The organism is Haematomicrobium sanguinis DSM 21259, assembly GCF_000688395.1.
In the GTDB taxonomy this organism is placed as follows: domain Bacteria; phylum Actinomycetota; class Actinomycetes; order Actinomycetales; family Micrococcaceae; genus Haematomicrobium; species Haematomicrobium sanguinis.
On the sequence record NZ_JIAG01000004.1, the window covers coordinates 16,688 to 40,442 of the forward strand.

The window sequence follows — 23,755 nt, forward strand, 5'->3', positions numbered from 1 at the left end:
GTCGCGCTACATAGATTTAGGCGGCGGGGGTGTTCGTTGCGGCCGGAACGTCGGGGCAATACATGCGCGTCGGGGTGTGCTGATTCAGGCTGCGCTCGATGGTGTGTTCGGCGAGCGGACGCTGGCACTCCGGGCAACTCGGGTTAGCCGGACGCTTCTCAGGACCCTCGACATATCCGGCTCCACGAGCGGCCGGGCCGAAGAACATTCGGGTGAAATCGTTTGACTTCTTATAAAAATTCCAGAACTTCCTACTCACCGCGACACCTTTCAGTTAGTCCTCTTATCATTAGTGTACTAACTATATTCGTGTCGGCGCAAGCGCGGTTGAGAAAGCTCACCGTTAGGAGGTGCGGGAATGGGGCGCTTTGTCGCGGGCAACCTGCGCCGCGTCGACCAAACTGATCATCGCAGCGTGGATATCCCCGAGCTGCTGATCGCTGAGCCCCAATTTGGCCTTCATCTTTTCCGGAATGTGGACGGCCTGTTCCCGAAGCGCTGTGCCGCGCTCGGTCAATTCCACGGCGAGGGCGCGTTCGTCATGCTTGTCGCGCGTGCGGGCGATGTATCCCAGGGACTCGAGTCGCTTTAACAGCGGGGAAATCGTGGCAGGCTCCAACGCCAGACGGGCGCTGAGCGCCTTGACCGAGAGCGGCGCTTCCTCCCACAACGCGAGCATCACCAGATACTGCGGATGAGTGAGGTGCATGGGGTCGAGGACCTCTTTATATGCGCCGACAACGCTACGCGAAGCGAGGGACAGCGCGAAGCACACTTGGCGTTCAAGTGCGAGCGGATCGTCAGTTGTAATGGTGGACACCGGGTGCCTCCTGCGGAATTCGTGTGCCGATAGTGAGCACACCAAGAATTCTAATTGGTCTGGTCAATAGTTCGTGAAACCTATTGATGCGTCACCAGCGCGGCCGTGGCCCGCTACTCGGCGCGCCGCGGGTCCGCAGTGGCGTCTTCATAGGTTGCGGGGCAGACTGCATCAATCGCTTCTGCGCGGAATTCATAATGCCAGGACTCGTTCGCGTAGGTTTGGCACAATCCGTAGGAACTGCCGAACTGGGCAAGCCAGTCCGAGGCCGCCATCGGCCCCACATCAACGGCGTCTCCCGTCTCGTGTGACGAGGTTCCCGGCGCGGCGACCCAGCGCGCCGCCTCATCCGATGAACCGTAGTCAGAGGCGGCCTTGCTGCTCAAGTACTTCTGCATATCGGCACTGCGCCATCCGCTGGTGATGACGATGCTGACCCCGGACTCCTCGGCGTCCCGGCTGGCCGCCGTGAGTGCGTCACGCAACTCAGGCGAGAGGTTGGCGAGGGCAGGAATCAGGTCGCTGACAAATGCCCCGCCGTCCGGAACGGTGCCGTCTTCGCGGCCAATCTTGCCGTCAACGGATTTTGCACCTCCGGACGCGCCGATACCTGGGATGGCAGGGGTACCGGCAGAAGCGCCTTGGGTGCCTGTGCCGGCAAAGAAGTTCGCTGCGGCTGCCGCAACAACCAACGCCACGGCTATGAGCATGACAACCACGGCAAGCTGACGAATTCGAACAGTGTTCATGTCTACATCCTTTGAACGATTGGTAGAGACGTAGACCATTTCATCGAGTGTGGTGTTGCCAGAACGTTGCGGTTTTTCAATACGAGGACAATAGGTGAGGCCAAGTAAGCTCGCGGTATGCGCGTGCTGATTGTTGAAGACGAGCCCGAGTTGGCCACGGCCATTCGCGACGGCCTGCGCCTCGAGGCCATTGCCGCCGATATAGCGCACACCGGCACGCAGGCGCTCGAACTTTTGGACATCAACGCCTACGACGTCGCCATTTTGGACCGGGACATTCCGGGGCCGTCCGGAGATGACATTTCCCGGCACCTTTCTGGCCTAGAAGCTTCCACGAGAGTGCTAATGCTGACCGCTGCCGATCGGCTCGACGATAAGGTGAGCGGTTTTGAGTTGGGCGCAGATGATTACATGACCAAACCCTTTGCCATGCGAGAACTGGTCATGCGATTACGTGCGCTAGAACGCCGGGCCGCCCAATCGAGGCCACCGGTTCTGGAGGTAGCGGGTTTGCGGGTGGACCCGTTCCGCCGCGAGGTTTACCGTAATGACCGCTATATCGCGCTCACCCGCAAACAGTTTGCGGTACTGCAAATCCTCGTGGCAGCCAACGGTGGCGTGGTGAGCGCCGAGGAGCTTTTGGAGCGGGCCTGGGATGAGAACGCGGACCCGTTCACCAACGCCATCCGCATTACGATTTCCGGATTACGCAAACGCCTGGGTGAACCCTGGCTCATCGAAACGGTCGCGGGAGTGGGATACCGCATTGGTGAAAGCAATGAATGAGGACGGGCCCCGGCGCCCGGGCCTATCCGCCCGTTGGAAGCTCACCCTGAGCTACGCCATTTTCCTGGTGCTTTCCGGCGTCATGCTCTTCACCGTCGGGCTCTTTTTGTTGCGGTACGTGCCCAATGAGGCGCTGGTGCGCAATGACGGCGGCTGGGCACCGAACCAGCAAGATCTGCTAGATGTCTTTGTGCCAGCAGCGCTCTGGACGCTCCTCTTTCTGGGGCTCTTGGGCCTCGCCGGCGGATGGTGGCTGGCAGGACGCATGCTTCGGCCGCTGGAAACGATCCATCAGGCAGCCCTCAACGTGAGTCGCGGTGACCTCGCGCACCGCATTGAACTCCCCGGTCCGCAGGACGAATTCCGGGAACTGGGCGACGTGTTCAACACCATGCTTGACCGCATTCAGGCACAGATCGCCCAGCAGCGCCGGTTCGCGGCCAATGTCTCGCACGAGTTGCGCACCCCGCTGGCGTTGAATCGCGCACTCGTGGACGTGGCCCGTGCGACGCCCAACCTCGACGTGCCTTCCATGCTCAACCAACTGGAGCGCGCCAACGACCGCTCCATCGACACCGTGGAAGCCCTCTTGACGCTCTCCCGGGTCGAGACGGGCCACGACTTCGAATCCGCGCCGGTAGACCTTTCGCTCGCAGCCGAGGAGGCCCTGGAAGTCAGCCTCCCCATGGCCGAAGCTCACGGAGTCACCGTGCTCAGCGACACGCAACCGGCCGCCAGCCATGGCGACCAAATGCTCCTTAATAGGGCGGCAACAAATCTGGTACAGAACGCCATTGTGCACAATGCGGGCCCACAAAAGACCCTGTGGATCCGCACCTTTGAGGATCATGATGAGGCGGTTCTCACTGTCGAAAACACGGGCGCCCCTTTGAACCCGGCAACGATCGAGGAACTGCTGGAACCGTTTCACCGTGGATCCCGCGCCCGCGGCAGCAACGCAGAGCACCAGGGCGTGGGTCTCGGCCTCGCCATTACCTCTTCCATCGCTCAGGCTTTGGGCGGCTCGCTCGAGTTACGGGCGAGGACCGAGGGCGGCTTGCGCGCAACGCTTCGCCTAAAAAGCAAACAGCCTAGTCAAAACGGTTTTGACTAGGCTGTTCATCCGCGGAGGATGGGGGATTTGAACCCCCGAGGGCGTTAACCCAACACGCGTTCCAGGCGTGCGCCATAGGCCGCTAGGCGAATCCTCCAGGTGTGCTCTTGAAGAAGAGCAGATTCTAGGATACCCGAGAGCGCCGATGTATCCGAATCGGCCGGACCCGCGCTTACCGCACCACCAGCGCGCTCGCCTGCTCGACACTAATATCCAGGGGCACAATCCACGCCCGCTCGATAAACCCGGGGTTCTCCACTGCATCGCACTCACAACGGGTGGACACAAACTCTTCGCTCTGGGCCCCGGTCACCACACGCACTTGCGTGTCAGCGCCACTGCCGAACACCTTCAGCGACCCGGGTTTCCGCCCAGTGTCCTTCACCACGCCGACATACTGCCCACCGGCGAGCGTGACACCGCCTTCCGACGTCAACCCGTTGAGACCGGCCGCCTGCTCTTCGCTGAGCTTGTACACGCGCTCCACCGCGACGGTGGCGCCCAGATCCGGCTCGCCTGTTGCCGCGGATGCGGGCACCTCGATCAGCCGCGCACTCCCAACATTCATTGACGCCAATTCGGGAACAACCGTGGTCTTCTCGGCACTCGGGCTCGCCGTCGCGGGCCCGCTCGCCCCATCGGGCCGGGACACCGAGGCCCCCACGTAGCCTTGCGAACCATCCACGCCGGATTCGGCCTTCTGCACGCCACAGCCAACCAGGGACGCCGCGACTACCAGCCCGAGAATCACGCCGCCGCGAAGCCGCGCACCGTTGCCCGACCTAGTTCCCACCATCACACCGCCCCTTAGACATCAGATGTATCTCCCCAGAGTACCCGCCGCGCCGACTCCCCGCACACACCAGCGGCCGCCGAGCAATTTCAACCCGGACCCGCACCTAAGCTAAACTAGAGGCCGACCCCTCGTGTGGTGTCATCCTGTGAACTCCCCCAGGACCGGAAGGTAGCAAGGGTAAACGGGCTCTGGCAGGTGCATGAGGGGTCTTCTACGTTTCACACTCCACCCCCGCGAGGACTCATGGCCGGCCGCTACGCCCCTTCGCCCACCGGAAATTTGCACGTGGGCAATCTGCGCACCGCCATTCTCGCCTGGCTCTTCGCCCGCTCAACCGGGCGCGACTTCCTGCTGCGCATCGAGGACCTGGATCGCGTCCGCGCCGGCAGCGAGGCCCAGCAAATCCGCGAACTCACCGACATCGGACTCGATTGGGACGGCACGCCCGCCCGCCAATCCGAGCGCCTCGCACTCTACGAGCATGCCATCGACTCGCTCACCGCCCGCGGCCTCACCTTTGAATGCTTTTGCACCCGCCGCGACATTGCCGAAGCCGCCAGCGCGCCGCACGCGCTCCCCGGCCACTACCCGGGCACCTGCCGCGACTTAAGCGATGAGGAGCGTGAAGAACGACGGCGATCCCGCCCTTCCGCGCTTCGCTTGCGTTCGCGCGTGAATCAGTGGGCAATTTCCGACCTCATACACGGGGAGTACGAAGGCGCCGTCGATGACTTTGTTATTCGTCGCAATGACGGCGCACCCGCATACAACTTGGCTGTCGTGGTGGATGATCACGCTCAAGGCGTCGACCAGGTTGTACGCGGCGATGATTTGCTCTCGTCGACACCGCGCCAAGCCTATTTGGGCTCGCTCCTGGGCTACCCGGCCCCGGAGTACGCTCACGTCCCGCTTGCGCTGAACGCCGACGGCCAGCGCCTTGCCAAGCGGGACGGAGCGGTGACGCTTGAGGACTTGGCGAGCATCGCCGTCGAACCTCATGAGGTGCGCGCACTGATCCTGGACTCGCTGGGATTACCCAACCACTCGCTGAGCGCCGCGTTGGCCGCGTTTGATCCGGGGGCGCTGCCGCGAGAGCCGTGGGTCGTTTCGAATCTGGGCAGCTAGTTCACGCGCGGCTTTTGGGTGGCCGCGGTCAGGGTCAGCGCGAGGGCGAGGAGCGCGACCGCGGACACCAGCAGGTATGTCGCCGCGTATCCGGCAGAGGCGAATGCGGTCAGGGCCGCCGCGGTGAGCGCGAGCATGGTGGTCGAGCCGAGCGCGTCGGCGGTTTGCAGGGCCGAGCCGTTAGCGCCCTGATTTCGCGGCGTGGACAGGCGCATGACGATGGTGGCTAGTTGCGGAAAGATGGTTCCCATGCCCGTGCCCATGAGGAAATTGCCCACGACCACGACCCATACTTCGGCGGAGCCGGTGACGTAGGCGAGCATCGAGAGGGGGCCCGCGAGCGCGAGAACAGCGGCGATGAGCAGGGCGCGCGCTTTGACTGTCTTTGACGACCCGGCCTTGGACGAAGGACGCGGTAGCCCAGCCGATGGCGACGAGCGCCATGATGAGCCCTGCGAGCGTGGGGGTGAAATTGCGTTCGTGCTGGAGATAGAGCGGGACGTAGACGTCGGCGGCGGCGACCGTGGCACCAAAAAGCGCGCGCAAGAGGACCAGGCGCGGCACGCCGGTGCGGGCGCGAAGGGTGCCCTTGGGGAGGAGTTTGTAGGCGCAAAACGCGACGGCAATAATCCCGGCCGCGACCAGCAGATAGTTCCAGGGTTGGCTTTGCTGACCCGCGAGGTGCAGGGACAAGGCGGCGAGCGCGGCCAAAATAGCCCAGAGAATTTTGGTGCGGTCGATGAGATCGGGGTCGGCGACTCCTTGTGCGCCGCGGACGCTATACAGCACGGAGCCGAGGGCGAGTAGGGCGATCACCGTGACAAGGCCGAACAGGGCGCGCCAATGAATTTGTTCGACGAAGAAGCCGGAGACAAGCGGGCCGATGAAAGCGGGGATGAGCCAGGCGGCCGAGAGCATGCCAAACATTTTCGAGTGGAGGGCCGGTGGGAATTCGCGGGCGATCACCACGTAGAGCACCACGATTGCCATGCCGCCGCCGACGCCCTGGAGCAGTCTGCCGAGGATGAAGACCCACATGTGCGGGGCGATGACGCAAAGCAGGACGCCGACAACGAAGAACACGCCACCGATCAGCAACGGCTGGAAGGTGCCGGCGCGATCGGCAAGCATACCGCCGAGCGTCATGCCGATCAGAGAGGTGGTCAGTGTTCCGGCGAAGGCGAGCGGCGCCCATTGTTCCCCGGAGAGATCGGTTGCGACGACGGGCAGGGCCGTGGTGATGGCATAGGACTCGAAAGCGATGAGCGTGACCAAGGTTAAGAGTGAAAAGACGAGGGTGGCGCGGCCGTCGCCAAGTAGCCGCAACTGCCCACTTGCTGCGCCCGATGCCGTCTCGCTCATGATCCTCCCAGCGCTCCCCCATACCGATGTATTCCGCCACACTGCTCCCTCAACACTCGGCGCGAGTGCGCGCGGCGGAAATGTAGGGGCGTTTCGACAATGTAGGGGCGTATACGGCCCTACATTGTCGAAACGACCCTACCGGAACGCCGTGACGTGGGCTGTCAGCGGAAGTGGACGCCGCGGGGTGCACAATGTCGGTGCCAACGGTTAAGGTTTGATGGTGAGCACAGCCCTTTATCGCAGATACCGCCCGGACACTTTTCAAGATGTCATCGGGCAGGATCATGTCACTGTGCCGCTGATGACCGCGCTGGAAAAGAACCGAGTTAATCACGCCTACCTGTTTTCCGGTCCGCGCGGTTGCGGGAAGACCACGTCCGCGCGCATCCTGGCGCGTTGCCTCAACTGTGCCCAGGGACCGACACCCACCCCGTGCGGTGTCTGTGACAGCTGTGTCGAGTTGGCTCGGGGCGGCACCGGCAGCCTCGATGTCATCGAAATCGACGCGGCGAGCCATGGCGGTGTCGACGATGCCCGCGATCTGAGGGACCGCGCCTCCTTTGCGCCGGTTCGCGACCGGTACAAAATCTTCATTATTGACGAGGCGCACATGGTGACCTCGGCCGGTTTCAACGCGTTGCTCAAGATTGTTGAAGAGCCGCCGGAACACATTAAGTTCATCTTTGCCACCACCGAGCCGGACAAGGTGATTGGAACGATTCGCTCCAGGACCCACCACTATCCGTTCCGATTGGTACCGCCCGAGCCGCTCATGGAGTACATGCAGTCGCTGAGCGATCAAGAAGGCGTGACGATTGCTCCTGGTGTGCTGTCCCTTGTGGTTCGCGCTGGAGGCGGCTCGGTTCGCGACTCTCTATCGGTGTTGGATCAGCTGATCGCTGGGGCCGGGGATAACGGCGTCGACTACGAACTGGCCGTGTCCTTGCTCGGTTTCACACATACCGCTCTGCTAGATGACGTGGTGGACTCCTTGGCCGCGGGCGACGCCGCCACGCTGTTCGGCTCGGTGGACCGGGTCATCCAAACCGGTCACGATCCGCGCCGCTTCGTCGAAGATCTACTGGAGCGCTTCCGCGATTTGATTATTGTGCGAGCCATGCCGGAGAACGCGGAAGTCATCCTGCGCGGCATGCCAGAAGATCAGTTGGCGCGGCTTCGCACCCAAGCGCAGCAGTTGGGGGCTAGCGAACTTTCGCGCGCCGCCGACGTGACAAACCGGGCCTTCAACGAGATGACCGGCGCCACGTCGCCGCGATTGCACTTGGAATTGCTGTGCGCGCGTCTAATGTTGCCTGCATCAGATGCTTCGGCCTCCGGGGTTGGGACCCGGTTGGATCAGTTGGAGCGACGGCTCAATTACGGCGGAGTTCCTTCCGGCTCGGCAGCGACACCCGCTCCCGCTCCTGACTCTCAACGCGGCTCTGAACGCGGCTCTGAACCGGTCCGCGGGGCAGAACCCGAACGCACATCAGGTGCGGCACCAGCGAGGAACCCTGACCCTGCGCCCGCTCCTGCCTCTACATGGGAGCCGGACTCAGAAGCCCACGGAGCAAACAGCCAACCTGTCACGGCTGTTGCGGCACAAAACGACACCACCGAACCGGACAGCCCCGCTCCCGCGGAGAACCATGTGTCCGCCGAAGTGCGTGAGCACCTTGCAGATGGCGACGATGGCGGCGAGAGGAGCGAGCCGCTCTCCGTACTCAGCGACGAGGATGAGGCCGCCCGCGAGGAAACGGTCGTCCAGGCCGTGTCCCACCCGCCAGTTGACGGCGATACGGCCGGCGCGCCTGAGCCGGGGCAACCTCAACAGTCCACACCCCCGGCAGAACAGGCCCCCAGCAATGACGGGGCCTCATCGGTCGAATTGTTGCGCCGCGCATGGCCGGAAATTCAAGAAACGCTCAAGGGCATTCGGCGTGCCACCTGGATCATGCTGTCCAACGCCACGCCGGTCGGCTTCGACGGGCGGACAGTGGAACTGAGCTTTAGCGACATGGGCTCGGCCAACGCGTTCGGCGGCCAGCATCAAGAAAATTTGCAGGTAGCGGTCAAAAAGGTACTGGGGATGGACACGGTTGCGAAAGTGGCCGGGTCCTCGGGTTCCTCGGGCCGGTCGACGAACCAGCCAGTGTCCGGCGATCCGTGGGGCGGTGGTGCCGACCCAAAAGTCCGTAGCAGTACCTCATCGCCACTCACGGGCGAGAGCGGCGCCCTTGGCTTGGGCGCCACGAGCCTGGGCACCTCTAGTCCGGGCACCTCGAGTCCGGACTCACCGGTCTCTGGTAGCTCGAATCCTGGCACCCCAAGTCCTGGGGCTTCAGCCAACCCCACGCCGAGCCAGAATTCCGCGAACGCCCCGGCGACGGGCACCGCCCCGGCCAACTCTGCGTCGCCCAGCTCTGCGTCAGCCAGCTCCGCCTCGTGGACCGACACTTCTTGGGCCAACGAGTCCGTGGCATCCTTCGATAACCGGAGCGCGAAACCCGATTGGGCTCAGGGTGAATCTCCCACACAACCCGCGCCGGAACCCGTAAAATCGACTGAGGAACCGGAGGACGTCCCGAGCGACGATGACCTCACGCTGGAAGAATCCGGACTGGTGGGCAAGGCGGCAATCGAAAAGATTTTTGGCGCCCGCGTCATCGATGAGCGAGACTTGGGCACCTTCGACTAGCTACCCACACTTTTTACCAGAGCATTGAGAAGGGCACCGTGTTCGAAGGCGCAGTACAGTCACTCATTGACGAGCTCGGTCGGCTACCCGGAATCGGCCCGAAGAGCGCGCAACGCATCGCCTTTCACATCCTGGACGCTAATCCGGAGGACATGCAGTCGCTGGCAAAGGCCATCGTCGCGGTCAAGGACAAGGTGAAGTTCTGCACAATTTGCGGACTCGTCACCGAACAGGAAACCTGCTCCATCTGCACAGACCCGCGCCGCGACCAGTCCACCATTTGCGTGGTGGAAGAATCCAAAGACGTCCTCGCCATTGAGCGCACCTCGACCTACCGGGGCCGCTACCACGTGCTTGGCGGCTCGATTAACCCGCTCGCCGGAATCGGCCCCGAAAATCTGCGCATCCGCGAACTGCTGACCCGCCTCGCCGATGAAACCGTGCAAGAAATCATCATCGCCACCGACCCCAACATGGAGGGTGAAGCGACGGCCACCTACTTGATCCGCACACTGCGCACCATTGGGATCTCCGTCACGCGCCTCGCCTCCGGGCTGCCGGTCGGCGGCGACTTGGAATTCGCGGACGAGCTCACCCTGGGCCGCGCCATTTCCGGCCGCCGCGCGGTCTAAATCCCCACTACCGCACGCCGTTAGACGCTTCTGCACGTAATTCGAGCGGAATTACGTGCAGACGAGTCTAACGGCGGACCTCCCCACCCGGGGCGTAACGCATTTCGCGCCCCAGCCCGGCGCGGCGCTAAACTGGTCACGCTCAACGGCGAACGCGGACCGCATCCGCACGGCCAACAGCCCGGATACCCAGGGTGCGGCCCGCATCCGCACCCGCGGCGGCCCGGCCAGCAACAACCCACAAAAGATCGGCAACTTCCCTATGGCGCTCATTGTCCAAAAGTTTGGCGGCTCCTCAGTCTCTGACGCCGAGGGCATCAAACGCGTGGCGCAACGCATCGTGGACACCGAGCGCGGCGGCAATCAAGTGGTCGTCGTCGTCTCGGCAATGGGAGACACCACCGACGAACTCCTCGACCTTGCCGACCAGGTCACCGAACAGGCGCCCGCCAGAGAAATGGATATGCTCCTTTCCTCCGGCGAACGCATATCCATGGCTCTGCTCGCCATGGCCATTGACACGCTCGGCGGACGCGCACAGTCCTTCACCGGATCCCAAGCCGGGCTCATCACCGACGCCTCCCACGGCCGCGCCAAGATCGTGGACGTCTCGCCGCACCGCATCAAAACCGCGATCGAGCGCGGCGACATCGCCATTGTCGCCGGATTCCAGGGCCAAACCCGGGAAACCAACGAAATCACCACGATGGGCCGCGGTGGCTCGGACACCACGGCGGTCGCCCTCGCGGCAGCCCTGGACGCGGACGTGTGCGAAATTTACACCGACGTCAGCGGCATTTACACCGCCGACCCGCGCGTGGTTTCCAGCGCCAAAAAGCTCGAGGTCGTCTCCAGCGAGGAAATGCTGGAAATGGCGGCATCCGGCGCGAAAATCCTCGCCCTGCGCAGCGTCGAATACGCCCGCCGATTCGGCGTCCCGCTTCACGTGCGCTCCTCCTTCACCCATGACACCGGGACGTGGGTGCAACCTGACCCGAATGACAACATCCGAATCCAACAGGGAGAACCCTTGGAACAGCCCATCGTCGCAGGCGTCGCCCACGACCGCTCGGAAGCGAAACTCACCGTCATCGGTGTGCCGGACATCCCCGGCAAAGCCGCCGAAATCTTCACGATCATCGCCGAATCCGGCATCAACATCGACATGATCGTCCAAAACATCTCCACCCACGCGAGCGCGCGCACCGACATCTCCTTCACCCTGCCCACCACTGACGGCGACAAAGCCATCAAAGCGCTGGAAGCGGCCCAGCCCAGCGTCGGCTTCGAAGAGATCGAGTACGACGAAAAGATCGGCAAACTCTCCCTGGTCGGCGCCGGCATGCGCTCCAACCCGGGCGTCACCGCACGCTTTTTCGATGCCCTCTCCACCGCCGGGGTCAATATCGACGTCATCTCCACCTCGGAAATCCGCATTTCCGTGGTCACCCACGCCGACAAACTCGATACCGCAGTGCGCGCCGTCCACGCCGCCTTCGGCCTGGACTCGGAAGAAACGGCAGAAGTTCACGGTGGCACCGGCCGCTAAGCTGTACCTCCCGGCACAACCGGAAGAGCAAGAACGCGCCCACCACGAGCGCGCCCAGAACCTCAGCAAAGGCTTCCTCACCAGGCGCAGCCGCGGCGAAAAACACCCCGTCGACGACTTCATGTTCACCTATTACTCGCTGACCCCCGGCCAACTGGCGCGCTGGCACCCGGGAGGCAACGCCGTCGTGCTTCACGAACAGGCAAAGGTGCGCCTGGGCTGGAAATTTTATCGCCCGCTCACCGCCAGCGAGCGGTCCGGTTTAGGGATTTCACGCACGACGGCGGCCGCGACCCTTGATCGCGAAGCGTTCGCTCGGGCGCGGGGAACCATGGTGACGTACGTGCGCGATCTGCTGCAGCGCACCCAGGCGCGGCCGGCGCAGTTCGGGTGTTTCGGACTGCACGAGTGGGCGATGGCGTATCGGTCGGAAGTCAACGAGGTGCGGCATGATTACCTGGATTTGCGGCTCGGCGCGGCGGGCACGGACACGGTGGTGGAGGCGAATCGGATTCGCTGCACGCACTTTGACGCGTTCCGGTTTTATACCCCGGAGGCGCGCGGGCTCAATGAGCTGACGCCGACGCGGGAATCGGCGCCGGAGCTGGAGCAGCCGGGGTGCCTGCACGCGAACATGGATGTGTATAAGTGGGCATACAAGTTGCTGCCGCTGGTGCCCAGCGATTTGGTGGTGCGCGCCGCCGAACTCTCGCGGCGTATCCGCACGATGGATATGCAAGCCTCGCCCTATGATTTGGCGGACTGGGGTTATCCGCCGATTGCGATTGAAACGCCCGCCGGGAAGGCGGAGTATGTCGCGGCGCAGCGCGCGTTTGCAGCGGAATCGGCGGTGCTGCGCGCCGAGCTTTTGCACGCGATTGACACGCAATAGTCAGGAAAATCCCAGGGATTGCTGGTGTGACCTGGTTAACATAAGGACATAGTCCGTATCTGTGAGGCCGCCGCGGCTCAATCGTCGCCGCCCCACTCGCGCGACCAGGAGGCATCATGAAAAACGTAGTCAAGGCATTGACCATCCCCGCCAGCGCGCTCGCGTTGATGGTGGCGCTCGTCGCGTGCGGCAATGAGGCCGCGGCACCGGAGGGGTCCAGCAGCGATGGCGCAACCGGGGCCCCAAGCGCCCCGCCAATTACCGAAAACCCGGTGTTCCCCGACAAGCCCTCCGCCGCGGATTTGCCGCAGGGCCAAAACGTAGTCGCCCTGCGCGCCAGCATTGCCGAAACCAGCAATGCCGAACCGAAAGAGGTGGTCCTTGTTTGCGAGGGCGGCGCGGCGCAAGCGATGAGCACCGTGTCCAACGCGGAAAGCCTGTGCGGCAATTTGCCGGACTCTTGGGAGCGCGTGCTCACTGGCGAGGCGACGCGCAACCCGAACGTCAACTGCACCACGCAATATGGTGGGCCGTCGGTCGCGGTAGTCGTAGGAACGTATAACGGAAAGACCGTGGACCAGACCTTCAGCCGCGGCGACGGTTGCGAGATCGCCAAGTGGAACGCCCTGGAGCCGCTCTTGGGTAAGGGCGCATCCCCGGTTAATTAGCGGACCGAGTCGCGTCCGGGCGAAACCGGGGGGCGTGGCAGCACTGTAACCGGGGTCACTCCGGCATAAACCGGGCGCGCAAAACGCTAAACTGGGAGGTACCTCCCTTTTTTGCGCCTCAAGGAGCCCCAATGCCTCGGATCGTTGTCCACGTCATGCCCAAACCCGAAATTCTCGACCCGCAGGGAAAGGCGATTGCCGCGGCGTTGCCACGCCTGGGCTTTGAGGGGTTCGCTTCCGTGCGCCAGGGCAAGCGATTTGAATTGAATTACGACGGCGATGCCTCACCTGAGATGCTCGAGCGGGCTCGCGAGGCGGCCGGCACCTTGCTTTCCAATCCGGTGATTGAAGACGTGGTTTCGGTGGCGTTTGTGGACGCCGAGGATGCCGCGACCGCCGGAGCCGGCGCATGAGCCTGCCGCTGATCGGGTCCTACACCGAGGCGGGCGCCCCGGATGCCTTTGCCGATGTGAAGGTCGGCGTGGTCACCTTCCCGGGTACTCTCGATGACCGGGACGCTGCCCGCGCCGTGCGGTTGGCCGGCGGAACGGCGGTGTCGCTGTGGCACGGCGACGACTCGCTGGGCGACGTCGACGCGGTGATCATTCCCGGCGGGTTCTCCTACGGGGACTACCTGCGTGCCGGGGCGATCTCCCGGTTTGCCCCGCTCATGTCTCGCATTGTGGATGCGGCGTCGGCGACGAATGCACCGTTGCCGGTGCTGGGCATTTGCAATGGTTTCCAAATTTTGACCGAGTCCCACCTGTTGCCCGGCTCCATGATCAAGAACGATCACCTGCACTTTATTTGCCGCGACCAGAAATTGCGGGTGGAAAACACTGCGACGGCGTTCACCGGCGGATTCGAAGCCGGTCAGGACATTGTGGTTCCGCTGAAGAACCAGGACGGTCAATATGTGGCGGACCAGCGGACGCTGGATGCGCTGGAGGCCGAGGGGCGGGTGGTGTTCCGATACATGGATATAAACCCCAACGGCTCCCGCAATGACATCGCCGGCATCACCAATGAGCGCGGCAATGTGGTCGGACTCATGCCGCACCCCGAGCACGCGGTCGAGGCCGGTTTCGGGCCGGACTCCTCCGGCTTTGGTGAGGTGCCGCTCGGCTCCGGAACCGACGGGCTGCGCATTTTCACATCCCTGCTGTCTTCACTGGTGGAAGGCACGTCCCCCCATTCTGCAACCGCCGCGGAGGCGTCCAAGTGAGCACCGAAACATCCACCCAATCTCATACTGCCCAGTTCAATATCGACACCGTTTCGCAGGCCGCGTCCACTCCCGAGGTGGACCTGCCGTGGGCCGAACTCGGCCTGAAGGAAAACGAGTTCGAGGATATTAAGCGCATTTTGGGACGCCGTCCCACCGCCGCCGAGTTGGCCATGTACTCGGTCATGTGGAGCGAACACTGCTCCTACAAGTCCTCCAAGGTGCACTTGCGTCAGTTCGGCGAGAAGGTCACCGATGAGATGAAGGAACATCTCTTGGTCGGCATTGGTGAGAACGCCGGCGTCGTGGACATTGGCGACGGGTGGGCGGTGACCTTTAAGGTCGAATCGCACAACCACCCCTCCTACGTGGAGCCCTATCAGGGTGCAGCCACCGGCGTCGGCGGCATTGTGCGCGACATTATTTCCATGGGCGCGCGCCCGGTTGCCGTCATGGACCCGCTGCGCTTCGGCGACGTGAACCACCCGGATACCGCCCGCGTGGTGCACGGCGTGGTGTCCGGTATTGGCGGTTATGGCAACTCGCTCGGTTTGCCCAATATCGGTGGCGAGGTCGTCTTCGACTCGGTGTATCAGGGCAATCCGCTGGTCAATGCCTTGGCGGTGGGCGTATTGCGCCATGAGGACATTCGCTTGGCCAATGCTTCCGGTGTGGGGAACAAGGTCATTTTGTTCGGTGCCCGCACCGGCGGCGACGGTATTGGCGGCGCCTCGGTGCTCGCGAGCGAGTCTTTCGATGACGCGAAGCCGTCCAAGCGGCCCTCGGTTCAAGTGGGCGACCCGTTTGCGGAAAAAGTGCTCATCGAGTGCTGCCTGGAGCTGTTCAAGTCCGGTGTGGTGGAAGGCATTCAAGACCTGGGCGCCGCGGGCATTTCTTGTGCCACCAGCGAACTGGCCTCCAATGGTGAGGGCGGGATGCACGTGGAACTGACGAAGGTGCTCTTGCGTGACCCGTCGCTGACCCCGGGTGAGATTCTGATGTCCGAGTCGCAAGAGCGCATGATGGCGGTCGTCACCCCGGAGAACCTTGCCACCTTTGAAGCGATCATGGACAAGTGGGCGGTCGAGTACTCAATTTTGGGTGAAGTGACCGATACCGGTCGGCTCATCATTGACTGGGACGGCGAAACGATTGTGGACGTCGATCCGCGTACTGTTGCCCATGACGGACCCGTGTACGAGCGCCCGTTCGCTCGCCCGTCCTGGCAAGACCGTGTGCAAGCCGATCGCTTTGCCGATTCGCCCGAGGGAGCGAAGAACCCGGCGAGCGAAGAGGAATTGGCGAGTGCCGTCGTCGAACTTCTCTCCTCTCCCAACATGGCATCCAAGGATTGGGTGACCAATCAGTATGACCGGTACGTGCAGGGCAATACTGCGCTCGCGATGCCGGATGACGCCGGTGTGGTGCGCGTGGATGAGCGGTCCGGGCTCGGGGTTGCGGTCTCGACCGACGCGAACGGACGGTATGGGTATTTGGACCCGTATCAGGGTGCGCAGTTGGCGCTGGCCGAGTCCTACCGGAACGTCGCGACGGCCGGAGCCAAGCCGCTTGCGGTGACCGATTGCTTGAATTTTGGTTCGCCCGAGGACCCCGAGGTGATGTGGCAGTTTGCCGAGTCGGTGCGCGGTTTGGCCGATGCGTGCCAAGAGCTGGGCATCCCGGTGACCGGCGGAAACGTGTCGCTGTACAACCAGACCGGCGGGGTGGCGATTCACCCCACGCCGGTGGTCGGTGTGCTCGGCGTCTTTGATGATGTGACTCGGCGGACGCCGTCCGGTTGGCGCGAGGACGGGCAGGCGATTTACCTGCTCGGGGTGACCCGGCCGGAGCTGGATGGTTCCGAGTGGGCGAAGCTGCGCGGGCATCTGGGTGGTTTGCCGCCGGTTGTGGATTTGGCCGCGGAGAAGTTGCTTGGCGAGATTCTGATCAACGCGTCACGTGACGGCATGATCGACTCCGCGCACGATTTGTCCGAAGGCGGTCTGGCCGCGGCGCTGGCCGAGTCGGTGCTGCGCTTTGGCGTGGGCGCACGGGTGGGGCTCGGCGAGGTGGCCGAGCGGGACGGCGTGGACCTGTTTACGATGCTGTTCTCCGAGTCGCAAGCGCGGGCGATTGTGTCCGTGCCGCGCAGCGAAGAGGTGCGGTTCAAGGACATGTGCTCGGCGCGGAATCAGCCGTTCATCCGTATTGGCGTGGTGGACGGCGCTGGCGAAGAGTTGCGCATTTCCGGTGTCGCGCCGATGCCGGTTTCGCAATTGCGCGAGGCGCACGAGGGGACGCTACCGAAGCTGTTCGGGTAGCGCGCGCCTACCTCAGCCGCTCTCCCGCCCGGGCGGGTCTCTCGCTTCCCCACTCCCCCATTTTTATTGACGCAGATTACCGAAGTTGTACGGAATTCCGTACAACTTCGGTAATCTGCGTCAACTTTTTTGGGGGGTCAGGCGCTCGGCGTGACCATGTTCTTCAGCACGCCCGCGTCCTGGGTAAACCCAGCAATCTAACATGCCGTCGACTATTTCGAAAGACGATTTGAACTAAATTTTCAGCATCATGATCCATATTTAGTTTGGCTAAGTAATTTTCATTACCTCACAATTAGATAGCGTGAGGATCTGACTTGCATTAGTTAGTTTGTGCACTTATGGTTAGGCAATCGTCGGTCGATGGTGCGACACTGAGGTCGCATCGGGCACTGTATCGATGTTCCGCCTAAGTGCGGGGATTGTGGGGAAATCATGAAATGTAAAGCAATGATCACGGCAGTTGCTGTCGTGGCTCTAGTTGCGGCTGGCGGAACCGGGGCATCGGCCGCAGAAAGCCAGAATGATTTGAAGTCCAATTTGACGACGTTGTCAAAAGCGGTTCCGGGATCAACGGAACAACAAACGCTCACAGCCCTAACCGCACAGTCAAAGCGAACCGGCGAACCGGTAGAGTCGATAGCAGCTCGCGCTGTTCAAGAATCTATTGCTGCAACGAATGATGCGAGAGCCATCGACAGGGCTTCTGGCGTGGCCGCTCCCTATTCAAGCGGTGGTAGCACCCGAAAAGTCTCACTTGGCCGGGCCAACAATGTTGGAGACGTGTTCTACTCCTCCAACAGTACCTTTGGAGTTCAGCACGGCCACAACGGAATTTACAACACCCGCGACTACTACGTAGAAGCAGTTGGAATTGGACAGCGAACACGGGTAACGTCCGCGAACAGCGTAACCGCGCCGGCGCCGGCATACAAATACTTCGTTGGCTACAACGCGCCGTCAGGGAACAAGAATGCAGCGGGTTCATTTGCGCGAAGCAAGGTAGGCACCGGCTACAACATCGTGTTCTGGGACAACAAAAAGGTGAACGATTACGTTTACAACTGTTCGCAACTCGTGTGGGCCGCCTGGAAGTCGAGAGGGATTGATCTTGATGCGAATGGAGGCTCCGGAGTTTATCCAGCCGACATTGCAAATTCCAGTTGGACTAAGTGGTACCAGACGAAGTACTAGCGAGATGATCAAAAGTCTTCGTCAGGCCGCCCCACGGTGGAAACGCCTTGGGGCGGCCGCCCTGATTTGCGTCGCGATCTCTTCATGCTCATCGGTTGAGCGAGACCCAGTAGCCATGCTTGAGGACAGCCTGATAGCGATTTCGGTTGCTGCAGACGAGCGTGGCTTAGTCCTTGCCGAAGGTACAGGAAAGGTGCTATTTCTGAACTCTAAAGTTTCTGAATGGCAATCTTTTGAAACGCTTGGTATCGGAGAAGCACCAATCGTCTTCCGCGACAATTTTCTCTATTTTGTAGACCGAAAGAACGATTATCGGCTGGGCAACACTCTTGACCAATGGGAACGCCTTGAGAGTGAAATTGGGGCTTCGGCAATCATTCCGGTGGGTGGACAGGGTTCGTTTCTTTCGATTTTTAACTCTGGCTTTGCTGACAATGGTGATGGGTACGTTTTTCGCGTACTTTCGCACACGGAGAATGAGAGCAACGAAACTGTTTACGATCAGTTTCTCACCGGTTTTGCTGACTGCGGAGACTCATCTTTCGCAATCTATGACCCTTCCATCTCATCGACCGAAATCGATAACAACTACTTTAATAGCCCAAAAAGTCTCATACAGCTCTGGCCTGAAAATAACTCCAGTCCCGTGATCAGCTATGTTCCGGAACGGTTCTTGGAGACAGGCGGTGATCCTAACTTGCCGTGTGCTGATGGAGTCGCATATCAGATTCTTGATAGTTACCCTGATGACTCAACAATGGCGGACACTGAGAACCTTCAGAACGTTTCAGGCTCCGTCTTGCTCGCTTGGAACACATCGCAAAAGTCGGTGAAGGTTACTGAGCTTCACGGCGCACTCGAAGTTGACAGAGTCAAAGAGGGACAGCCGGACCCTTTTTTCGTGGGGAATAGACTAATTGGCCGAGAACTTTGGTGGATTGCCGGGAATGGAGTCGTGCTGACCACCAATGTCGACACAGGTCTGACTGCTACCAGGTTTGCGCTGGAGAACTTCGATGTCGGAATCGATCCAGGTATCTTCAAATTTAGCGATAACTTCCTTATGCGTCTCAACCTGAGCAACAGCCTGTCCTCGACGATCGAGGTGTATAGCCTTTCAGATGCAGCATTTACTGGCGACGTCGAACTCCCCCAGCTCGGAACGCAGCTCGGTGATCGACAGTTTATCTATGACTTCGCGGTGACCGATGAAGAAGCGGTTGTCGCCAAAGCACGCGGGTAGGAGTCTCAGCTGAAATAGTTGACGCAGATTACCGAAGTTGTACGGAATTCCGTACAACTTCGGTAATCTGCGTCAACTTTTTTGGGGGTTAGGCGTTCGGGGTGACCATGTTCTTCAGGACGCCAGCGTCCTGGGTGGTGGAGAGTGCGGTTTCCACCTCGTCGAGTCCGTAGTGGTTGCTGACCAGAGCGTCCAAGTCCACCTTGCCCGAGGCGACGAGCTCGATGGCGGTCGGCCAGGTGTTGGCATAGCGGAACGTTCCGGTGACGGTGAGCTCCTTGTTCTGCACCAGCGCGAGCGGCAAGGGAATCTCGTCGGCTCCCATCCCGATCAGCACCGCGCGCCCAGCCGGGCCAAGAGCGCGTAGCCCGGCCGTGATCGCGGCGGCGGCGCCGGAAGCGTCGAAGAACACCGTGAACCGGTCCTGCCCTGCGAAGTCGGCGGAGCGCGCATCGGCAACCTCGGTAGCACCCATCGACTCGGCCACCGAAAGACGCTCGGGTGACACGTCCGTCACCACAATCTCGCTCGCCCCAAAGACGCGAGCCACCTGGACCAGCACCAAACCGATGGGACCAGCGCCCGCGATGAGCACGCGATCCCCGACGGTCACCCCGGCTTTCCGTGCACCGGCGATCCCCACCGACAGCGGTTCCATGAGCGCGGCCGCATCATCGGACACCGCCTCCGGCACCGGGTGCGCAAAGTGCGCGGGAACGCTCACCAGTTCTTGGAACGCCCCGTCCACCGGTGGAGTCGCAAAGAACTCCATTCCCGGGTCCAGGTTGTATCGCCCGGCAAGCACCTCGGGGGAAAACCCTGCGGGACGTTGCGGCTCAATCGAGACGCGCTCCCCCACCCGGCCGGCATCCACCCCGGCGCCCACGGCCTCAATCACCCCGGACGCTTCATGCCCCAACACGAGCGGCGCCTCCACTACAAAGTCGCCAATGCGGCCCTCGCGGTAGTAATGCACATCGGACCCGCACACACCCACGGATGAAACCCGCACCAACACATCGCCGGCGGGCGCCGGCGGCTCCGCCCGCTCCTCAACCACAACCTCACCGGCCCTGACCAACACACTGGCACGCATCTGCCCCTCCTTGCCTTTACGAGAGTCCCGAGATTTCCAGTAAATATGATTCGATGGAATCATGCCCTCACGCATAGAAGACTACGCCCTGCTCTCCGACCAACGCACCGCCGCCCTCGTCGCAAAAAACGGTTCCGTCGACTGGCTGTGCCTCCCCCGTTTCGACTCCGGATCGGTGTTCGCGGCACTGCTCGGCACCGAGGACGACGGCCGCTGGCTGCTCCGCCCCGCCGACGATAACGCCCACGTCACCGCGCGCCGCTACCGTGAGAGCACCTTCATCGTGGAGACCACATGGCGCACCGCCACCGGGGAAGCGAAGGTCACCGAATTCATGCCGGTTGGCGACAAAAAGGCGTCGATCGTGCGCCGGATTGAGGGCCTGTCCGGAACAGTGACCATGACCCAGGAAATCGAATTCCGGTTCAATTACGGCAAAGAGCTCCCCTGGGTTCGTCGCGAAAAGTACCCCGACGGTACCGCGCTGTTGGCAATTGCCGGGCCTAACGCCGTCGTTCTTCGCGGTGACAAAATCCCCAAGGCGGTTGATCACAAGCACCGCCAAAACTTCGATGTCCGCCAGGGCGAGCAGGTGGACCTGGAGCTCACCTGGTTCCCCTCGCACCGCAATGTGCCGCCGTTCATCGACGTGGATGAGGCGTTGAAAACCACCGCGGATTATTGGCGTGGTTGGGCCAATTCCTGCTCGGGCACGCGCGTGTACCCGGAGGCGGTGGAGCGCAGTCTGCTCGTGTTGCGGGCGCTCACGCATGAGGCGACCGGCGGGATTGTGGCGGCGCCGACCACCAGCCTCCCGGAAAGTTTCGGCGGCGAACGTAATTGGGATTACCGTTACTGCTGGCTGCGCGATGCGGCGCTCACCCTGGAGGCGATGATGCTGCACGGCCACGCGGCCGAGGCGAGCGAATGGCGCAACTGGCTGTTGCGCGCAGTGGCCGGGGACCCCGACGACCTGCAAATCATGTACGGCGTCGCCGGCGAGCGCGAACTCCCGGAGAAGACGCTGGATTACCTGCCCGGCTACGAGAACTCCCGCCCGGTGCGGATCGGCAACGGTGCGGTGGATCAGTACCAGGCGGACGTGGTCGGCGAGGTGATGGTCGCACTGGACAAGATGCGCCAGATCGGGGTCACCGAGGACCACTTTTCTTGGCCGTTGCAGCGCGCCCTGCTCTGGTTCGCGGAGAAGAACTTTGACCGTAAGGACACCGGAATCTGGGAAATGCGCGGGGAGGAGAAGTACTTCACGCACTCGCGGGTCATGATGTGGGCGGCGTTTGACCGCGGCGTCCGGGCGGTACGCGAGTACGGGCTCGAGGGGCCGGTTGAGCGGTGGGAGGAGTTGCGCGACCGGCTGCGCGCCGAGGTCATGGAGCACGGTTGGAATGCCGAGATCAACTCCTTCACGCAGAGCTACGGGTCCACCGAGGTGGACGCCTCCCTGCTCGTGTTGCCCCAGGTGGGCTTTGTGGAGTACGACGACGATCACATGCTTGGTACCGTTGCTCGCCTTGAGCGGGACTTGCTAGATAGCCAAGGGTTGATCTTGCGCTACCGGACCGAGGCTGGGTTGGATGGACTGGAACCCGGCGAGCACCCGTTTTTGGTGTGTTGCTTCTGGTTGGTGGAGCAGTATGCGCGCTCCGGCCGCGTCACCGATGCGCAGGAGCTCATGGACCGGCTCTTGGGCTACTCCTCCGAGTTGGGTTTGCTCTCCGAAGAGTATGACGCTGAATCCAACCGCATGGCCGGGAACTATCCGCAGGCGTTTTCACATTTGGGGCTCGTGCGGGCGGCGGATGCGCTGGCGCAGACCGGCGCACGCTAACTTCTCACCGACAGTTCGCCTGGGGTTTACGTGCGGTTGGGTGCGCGGGTCATCTGCGGTCCCTAGATTCGGGGACTGTGAAAACTCTGAAGACTCTTGGCGCTCTCACCGCGAGCCTGGCACTGACTGCCACGCTCGCCGTCACCGCCGTGCCCGTTGCCACCGCCTCGCCCTCGGCTGAGCTCGCTACCGCGCCAGGAGCCGCCGCGCGCTCGGCCGAGGACCTGAAGATCGCGACCTACAATGTGATGTTTTACTTGCCGCAGTCGCTGACCAATTGGGGGCAGCGCGAGCGGGCGGACCTGATTGCCCGGGACGGCGTTGTCTCCGGGCAGGACGCCGTGGTGTTCCAGGAGGGCCAGGACAATGCCGCGAGCGAGCGGCTCTTGACGAACCTGCGCGGCGAATACCCCTACTCCACCGGCTGGGTGGGACGGAGCAAGTCCGGTTGGGACGCGACCGGCGGCACCTGGAAATCGGTGGGCGAAGACGGCGGTGTCGCCTTTGCGTCCAAGTGGCCGATCAGCCGGAAGGAACAGTACATTTTTAGCGCCGGGTGCAGCTTTGAGGCGATGTCCTCCAAGGGATTTGCTTACGCGCGGCTGGAAACCGATGCCGGACCGGTCAACCTGATTGGCACGCACTTGCAGTCCGAGGACTCGGGTTGCGGCGACGGGGAACCCGCTCGCGTGCGCGCCGCACAGATCGCCGAAATCAAGGCGTTCATCGACGCCAAAAACTTCCCCGCAGATGAGCCGGTGTTCCTCGCCGGCGATCTCAACGTCATCGGCGGCACCCCCGAGCTGGATACGACCTTGGCCGCCCTCGGCGCGGGCCCGGTGACGTTCGCCGGCCCGCTGTCCTTTGACCCTTCCGGCAACTCGATCGCCGCCTTCCGCTACCCCGGAACCGCTCCAGAACAGCTCGACTACGTGCTGCCCATTGGCAACTTCTTGGACCGCCCATGGGTTTCCACCACGCGGGAAGTGCACTCAGAGCCGTGGACCGTGACGTCCTGGTTCCGCGACTACACCTACACCGACTACTCAGACCACTATCCGGTCTTTGGGGCCGCGGGCTGAGCGGGCACTAGCGTACCGTTCCGTGCAACTTTGAGAGCCGGCGCCGTCGGGCAAACCCTGGCTAGGGGTTTTGCCCGCCGGCGCCGTCAATGTTGCACCGTTAGACCCGCCGCCGCTAGCCCTGGGCAACCCGGCGCCACCCGAGCGACTCCTGATCGCTGCGCTTCAGCCCCGAGACGACCAGATCATACGAGTCCTCGATAAGGTCCCCGACGAACTCCCAATCCACCGATCCGCCGCAATCGACGCTGTTCCAGTGCTTTTTGCTCATGTGGTAGCCGGGCCGGACGTACTCGTATTGGGTGCGCAACTGAACGGCGAGTTCCGGATCGCATTTGAGGTTGATGGTGGGACCGGCGCCCCCGGCGTCACGCGCGCCCTCGAAAATGAGAGCGAACATCTTCACGTTGTCCGAGCGCGGCTTGATCTTGTACACGGCCGCATCCGGGCCAAACGGGTAGTCCACAAACACTCCCGGCAATGCCAAACACAGTGTCCGCAACTGTTCCAGTGCGCTCATGCTCACCATTTCAGCACAACTTTGACCGTTT

The 23,755-nt window shown here is 62.2% G+C and carries 23 protein-coding genes, 1 tRNA gene and 1 other RNA gene; 16 read left to right on the forward strand and 9 right to left on the reverse strand.

Annotated elements, in window-relative coordinates:
• Positions 1–16: 16 nt before the first annotated feature.
• The 3 genes from O148_RS17720 to O148_RS0104305 form a co-directional block, all read right to left on the reverse strand.
• The gene (locus O148_RS17720; RefSeq protein ID WP_157374490.1) at positions 17–259 is read right to left on the reverse strand and encodes a hypothetical protein; all 243 of its coding nucleotides are present in this window, start codon (positions 257–259) and stop codon (positions 17–19) included.
• A gap of 84 nt (positions 260–343) precedes the next feature.
• Entirely contained in the window at positions 344–820 is a 477-nt protein-coding gene (locus tag O148_RS14815; protein ID WP_035744938.1) for a MarR family winged helix-turn-helix transcriptional regulator, read from the reverse strand.
• Between the two features lie 113 nt (positions 821–933).
• Entirely contained in the window at positions 934–1,569 is a 636-nt protein-coding gene (locus O148_RS0104305) for a M15 family metallopeptidase (RefSeq protein ID WP_026529923.1), read from the reverse strand.
• 117 nt (positions 1,570–1,686) lie between these two features.
• Here O148_RS0104305 and O148_RS0104310 point away from each other — a divergent pair, with 117 nt between their 5' ends.
• Positions 1,687–2,355, forward strand: a complete 669-nt coding sequence (locus tag O148_RS0104310; RefSeq protein ID WP_026529924.1) for a response regulator transcription factor — start codon at positions 1,687–1,689, stop codon at positions 2,353–2,355.
• A complete protein-coding gene (locus tag O148_RS0104315; RefSeq protein ID WP_026529925.1) occupies positions 2,348–3,469 on the forward strand; it encodes a sensor histidine kinase in 1,122 nt (373 codons plus the stop codon). Before O148_RS0104310 ends, O148_RS0104315 begins: the two co-directional genes overlap by 8 nt.
• 12 nt (positions 3,470–3,481) lie before the next feature.
• On the opposite strand, the gene O148_RS0104320 is transcribed toward O148_RS0104315, so the two are convergent.
• Positions 3,482–3,566, reverse strand: a tRNA-Ser gene (locus O148_RS0104320).
• A gap of 75 nt (positions 3,567–3,641) precedes the next feature.
• On the reverse strand, positions 3,642–4,265 hold the full coding sequence (locus O148_RS0104325; protein WP_026529926.1) for a hypothetical protein: 624 nt from the start codon (positions 4,263–4,265) through the stop codon (positions 3,642–3,644).
• Between the two features lie 119 nt (positions 4,266–4,384).
• On the opposite strand from O148_RS0104325, the gene ffs reads away from it, so the two are divergent.
• Positions 4,385–4,480, forward strand: an RNA gene (gene ffs / locus O148_RS17340) — signal recognition particle sRNA small type.
• 28 nt (positions 4,481–4,508) lie between these two features.
• The gene (gluQRS, locus tag O148_RS0104330) at positions 4,509–5,390 is read left to right on the forward strand and encodes a tRNA glutamyl-Q(34) synthetase GluQRS (protein WP_026529927.1); all 882 of its coding nucleotides are present in this window, start codon (positions 4,509–4,511) and stop codon (positions 5,388–5,390) included.
• On the opposite strand, the gene O148_RS16960 is transcribed toward gluQRS, so the two are convergent.
• Together O148_RS16960 and O148_RS14820 are read right to left on the reverse strand one after the other, a co-directional pair.
• Positions 5,387–5,605, reverse strand: coding sequence for a hypothetical protein (locus tag O148_RS16960; protein ID WP_051619830.1), 219 nt, complete (start codon positions 5,603–5,605; stop codon positions 5,387–5,389). The genes gluQRS and O148_RS16960 overlap by 4 nt on opposite strands.
• On the reverse strand, positions 5,571–6,752 hold the full coding sequence (locus O148_RS14820) for an MFS transporter (RefSeq protein WP_051619831.1): 1,182 nt from the start codon (positions 6,750–6,752) through the stop codon (positions 5,571–5,573). Before O148_RS14820 ends, O148_RS16960 begins: the two co-directional genes overlap by 35 nt.
• Positions 6,753–6,972: 220 nt before the next feature.
• On the opposite strand from O148_RS14820, the gene O148_RS14825 reads away from it, so the two are divergent.
• The 10 genes from O148_RS14825 to O148_RS0104390 all read left to right on the forward strand — a co-directional run bounded on the left by O148_RS14825 (position 6,973) and on the right by O148_RS0104390 (position 19,177).
• On the forward strand, positions 6,973–9,453 hold the full coding sequence (locus tag O148_RS14825) for a DNA polymerase III subunit gamma and tau (protein ID WP_420805747.1): 2,481 nt from the start codon (positions 6,973–6,975) through the stop codon (positions 9,451–9,453).
• 38 nt (positions 9,454–9,491) lie between these two features.
• The gene (gene recR / locus O148_RS0104345; RefSeq protein ID WP_026529928.1) at positions 9,492–10,085 is read left to right on the forward strand and encodes a recombination mediator RecR; all 594 of its coding nucleotides are present in this window, start codon (positions 9,492–9,494) and stop codon (positions 10,083–10,085) included.
• Positions 10,086–10,347: 262 nt separating this feature from the next.
• Entirely contained in the window at positions 10,348–11,634 is a 1,287-nt protein-coding gene (locus O148_RS0104355) for an aspartate kinase (RefSeq protein WP_026529930.1), read from the forward strand.
• Positions 11,618–12,526: a hypothetical protein gene (locus O148_RS0104360; protein WP_026529931.1), complete on the forward strand. Its 909-nt coding sequence runs from the start codon at positions 11,618–11,620 to the stop codon at positions 12,524–12,526. The genes O148_RS0104355 and O148_RS0104360 overlap by 17 nt, the downstream gene beginning before the upstream one ends.
• A 116-nt stretch (positions 12,527–12,642) precedes the next feature.
• On the forward strand, positions 12,643–13,194 hold the full coding sequence (locus O148_RS0104365) for a hypothetical protein (protein ID WP_026529932.1): 552 nt from the start codon (positions 12,643–12,645) through the stop codon (positions 13,192–13,194).
• Positions 13,195–13,325: 131 nt separating this feature from the next.
• Positions 13,326–13,607: a phosphoribosylformylglycinamidine synthase subunit PurS gene (purS, locus tag O148_RS0104370; protein ID WP_026529933.1), complete on the forward strand. Its 282-nt coding sequence runs from the start codon at positions 13,326–13,328 to the stop codon at positions 13,605–13,607.
• On the forward strand, positions 13,604–14,419 hold the full coding sequence (gene purQ, locus O148_RS14830; RefSeq protein ID WP_051619832.1) for a phosphoribosylformylglycinamidine synthase subunit PurQ: 816 nt from the start codon (positions 13,604–13,606) through the stop codon (positions 14,417–14,419). The genes purS and purQ overlap by 4 nt, the downstream gene beginning before the upstream one ends.
• Positions 14,416–16,740 carry a phosphoribosylformylglycinamidine synthase subunit PurL gene (gene purL, locus O148_RS0104380; RefSeq protein WP_026529934.1) on the forward strand — a complete coding sequence of 775 codons (2,325 nt, stop codon included), beginning with the start codon at positions 14,416–14,418 and terminating at the stop codon, positions 16,738–16,740. The genes purQ and purL overlap by 4 nt, the downstream gene beginning before the upstream one ends.
• A 435-nt stretch (positions 16,741–17,175) precedes the next feature.
• Positions 17,176–17,934 (forward strand): hypothetical protein, encoded by a 759-nt coding sequence (locus tag O148_RS17725; protein WP_157374492.1) that lies wholly within the window; start codon positions 17,176–17,178, stop codon positions 17,932–17,934.
• A gap of 115 nt (positions 17,935–18,049) precedes the next feature.
• Complete coding sequence (locus O148_RS0104390) at positions 18,050–19,177, forward strand: hypothetical protein (RefSeq protein ID WP_026529935.1); 1,128 nt, start codon at positions 18,050–18,052, stop codon at positions 19,175–19,177.
• Positions 19,178–19,265: 88 nt separating this feature from the next.
• Here the strand turns inward: O148_RS0104390 and O148_RS0104395 are convergent, their stop codons facing one another.
• Entirely contained in the window at positions 19,266–20,273 is a 1,008-nt protein-coding gene (locus O148_RS0104395; RefSeq protein WP_026529936.1) for an NAD(P)-dependent alcohol dehydrogenase, read from the reverse strand.
• Positions 20,274–20,334: 61 nt separating this feature from the next.
• Between O148_RS0104395 and O148_RS0104400 the strand changes: the two genes are divergently transcribed.
• On the forward strand, positions 20,335–22,122 hold the full coding sequence (locus O148_RS0104400; protein ID WP_026529937.1) for a glycoside hydrolase family 15 protein: 1,788 nt from the start codon (positions 20,335–20,337) through the stop codon (positions 22,120–22,122).
• Between the two features lie 77 nt (positions 22,123–22,199).
• Entirely contained in the window at positions 22,200–23,204 is a 1,005-nt protein-coding gene (gene sph / locus O148_RS0104405) for a sphingomyelin phosphodiesterase (RefSeq protein ID WP_205618167.1), read from the forward strand.
• Positions 23,205–23,319: 115 nt separating this feature from the next.
• Here sph and O148_RS0104410 read toward each other — a convergent pair whose 3' ends face one another.
• Positions 23,320–23,724: an MmcQ/YjbR family DNA-binding protein gene (locus tag O148_RS0104410; RefSeq protein ID WP_026529939.1), complete on the reverse strand. Its 405-nt coding sequence runs from the start codon at positions 23,722–23,724 to the stop codon at positions 23,320–23,322.
• Positions 23,725–23,755: the final 31 nt, after the last annotated feature.